This is a genomic window from Pseudomonas sp. WS 5078, from assembly GCF_012985745.1.
Lineage (GTDB): Bacteria > Pseudomonadota > Gammaproteobacteria > Pseudomonadales > Pseudomonadaceae > Aquipseudomonas > Aquipseudomonas lundensis_A.
In genome coordinates this window covers 1-2,400 of sequence record NZ_JAAQWX010000030.1, presented here as the reverse complement: position 1 = coordinate 2,400, position 2,400 = coordinate 1, and the positions used below count along the sequence as shown (strand labels likewise).

Below are 2,400 nucleotides of genomic sequence, written 5' to 3'. Positions count from 1 at the left end.
CAACTGCGCAAGAAGTTGCGCACTCAAATGTGGATAACCGTGTGGATACATTGCCACATGACATATAAACCGTGATCTGTAGACGAGTGCGCAAGAAGTTGCACAGTACTGCGCAACTTCTTGCGCACTTTTCAGGGGTTTTTGTTTAAAAAATAACCAGCTAAATTCCTTACTTGATGTAACTCCTTGTTTTTAAATGGCTTGATAAAAGTTGGCATGAACTTTGGTTACTCCATTCAGCACTTGACCGGCATTTAGGCCTTTCAAGTCCTTATTTTTCAGCAAGGAGAGCATCAATGGCGACGCCAGCTTACATGTCCATCACCGGCACCAAACAGGGCCTGATTACTGCCGGTGCATTCACCGCAGATTCGGTAGGTAATACCTACCAGGAAGGTCATGAAGACCAAGTCATGGTTCAGGGTTTTAGTCACGAAGTGATTATTCCTCGTGACCCGCAATCAGGCCAACCGACCGGCCAGCGCGTTCACAAACCCGTGAAAATCACCAAGGTCTTCGACAAATCGTCGCCATTGCTGTTGGCAGCACTGACTTCAGGCGAGCGCCTGACGGAGATCGAAATCCATTGGTTCCGCACCTCGGCTGCCGGTACGCAAGAGCATTACTTCACCACCAAACTTGAAGACGCAATCATCGTCGACATCAAAGACTACATGCACAACTGCCAGGACCCGTCGAATTCGCACTTCACGCACCTGGAAGACGTGGAGTTCACCTACCGCAAAATCACCTGGACTCACGAAGTGTCGGGCACTTCCGGTTCCGATGACTGGCGCACGCCGATCGCTGGCTAAGGCTGGCTGAGTGTTTCTGCGCGCCGGCCCCCTTGAGGATCGGTGCGCAGGTTTGCCCCCAGAATTTTATGTTTTCGTCGTCCACTTTTTTGCGACGCAAGCGTGCAGCACTGCATGAGGAATCAGGGATGTTTTCACCGGCGCATCAGCCCCATTTCACGCTAACCCTTGCGGGAGCGGACTTTCAGGTACTGGCCTTCAAGGGCTGCGCAGCCTTGAACAGGCCGTTCGATTTTGATCTGGGGCTGGTCAGTGAACGGGCCTTTTTGGCAGTCGGCCTGCTGGCGGGTGAGATGCTCTCATGACCCCTGAAAATACGGCTGTAGAAAAACGCGGCCCACAGGTCGCCATCGTTCCGATCAGTGCCATTGATGTCAAAGACGTGGCCAGTGGCGCTGCAGTGTTCGATGCCTGGTTGCAGGAAATGAGTGGTGGTGTCGTCACCCTCGAACGGATCCAGGGCGTGGCCGGGGCCTTGCCCGTGGTCGGTAACATCATGGCGCTGGTAGATGCGTTGGGCGATGTCGTCACGCTGACCAAAACTGAAAAACGCGACCTGCTGCTGTGGGGGAGCCTGGCGATCAACCTGATCGGCGTCTTGCCGCTGCCCCCGGCCATGGCGGCTGCGCGCATGACCTTGCGTCCAACCCTGCACTTGGTACGTCAGGAAATGCGCTCGACCACCAAGCTGATGCTCAGCGCGTCAGTCATCGAGATCCTGGTGGGCCACCTGAACGCGTCCATTGTCGGCAGCCTCGATGACTTCGTCGAGCAAGCCCAGGCCAAGCTGCCGCAAATCCTCGCCGACGCCGGCAAGCTCAGCGAAGACATGCTCAACGAAATCGCAAAGGGGCTGGAAGCCGCCGTCAACGGCACCCTCGATGCCGCTGGGGATCTGGATGCAGCGAGTGCGCAAATCAGTGCGGCGGGCGACCAGTTGCTGCATGACCCCAAAGCGGCTATCCGCAATATCTTCGGCGGCTTGTTCAGCGCCTACAAAGCCGCTGGCAAAGGCATGGCCAACAGCGCCTCGCAGCACCTGCTGTCCGACGACATCAAACGCTCCGTCACCGCCCACACCGCTCAACTGCGGGCGATGGGGCCAGAGCTGCGCACGCAACTGAGCGCGCTCAGCGCCGAAGACGTTGAGTGCTCGATTGGCTGGTTGTTGTTGATCCTGTCCAGCGCCACGGCTTTGTGGCGCAAGCGCAATGAACCCGGTCAAGGCACGAGCGTAAAACCCAATGAGACTAACAAAGCCAAGAAAACGGCTGCGCAGGGTCAGATTGAATCTGTTGAAAAACAGGTTCCAGCCGTAGGCACCCCCAACTGCAAGAAAAACGTTGTTTGCCCTATCACAGGTAACAGCATCAGCTTTGCCGTGGGGTCAGAGACATTCAGTCACACCGACTTCAGCTTGCCCGGCCCGTTCCCGATTGACTGGACACGCACCTACTACTCGCGCCTGAGCGCATACGACCAAGGCGCCCTGGGTGCGCGCTGGATCACCGAGTTCACCACCCGCTTTGACCTGCACGGCAAGGGCCTGGTGTTCCACGATGCGGACGGCCGTGACCACAGCTAC

General features: G+C 56.7%; 3 protein-coding genes. All 3 read left to right on the top strand.

Annotated features, from left to right (window positions below; genetic code table 11):
* Positions 1-296: 296 nt before the first annotated feature.
* Complete coding sequence (locus HBN68_RS21865) at positions 297-815, top strand: Hcp family type VI secretion system effector (RefSeq protein WP_169966146.1); 519 nt, start codon at positions 297-299, stop codon at positions 813-815.
* Between the two features lie 128 nt (positions 816-943).
* The gene (locus HBN68_RS21860) at positions 944-1,120 is read left to right on the top strand and encodes a hypothetical protein (protein ID WP_169966143.1); all 177 of its coding nucleotides are present in this window, start codon (positions 944-946) and stop codon (positions 1,118-1,120) included.
* Positions 1,117-2,400, top strand: a 1,284-nt coding sequence (locus HBN68_RS21855; protein WP_222932968.1) for a DUF6531 domain-containing protein, incomplete at its 3' end; no start/stop codon positions are given. The genes HBN68_RS21860 and HBN68_RS21855, both read left to right, overlap by 4 nt.

Excerpts from the sequence above, each read along its gene's own strand:
- HBN68_RS21865 (WP_169966146.1), top strand. The coding sequence starts at position 297 with ATGGCGACGCCAGCTTACATGTCCATCACCGGCACCAAACAGGGCCTG.
- HBN68_RS21860 (WP_169966143.1), top strand. The coding sequence starts at position 944 with ATGTTTTCACCGGCGCATCAGCCCCATTTCACGCTAACCCTTGCGGGA.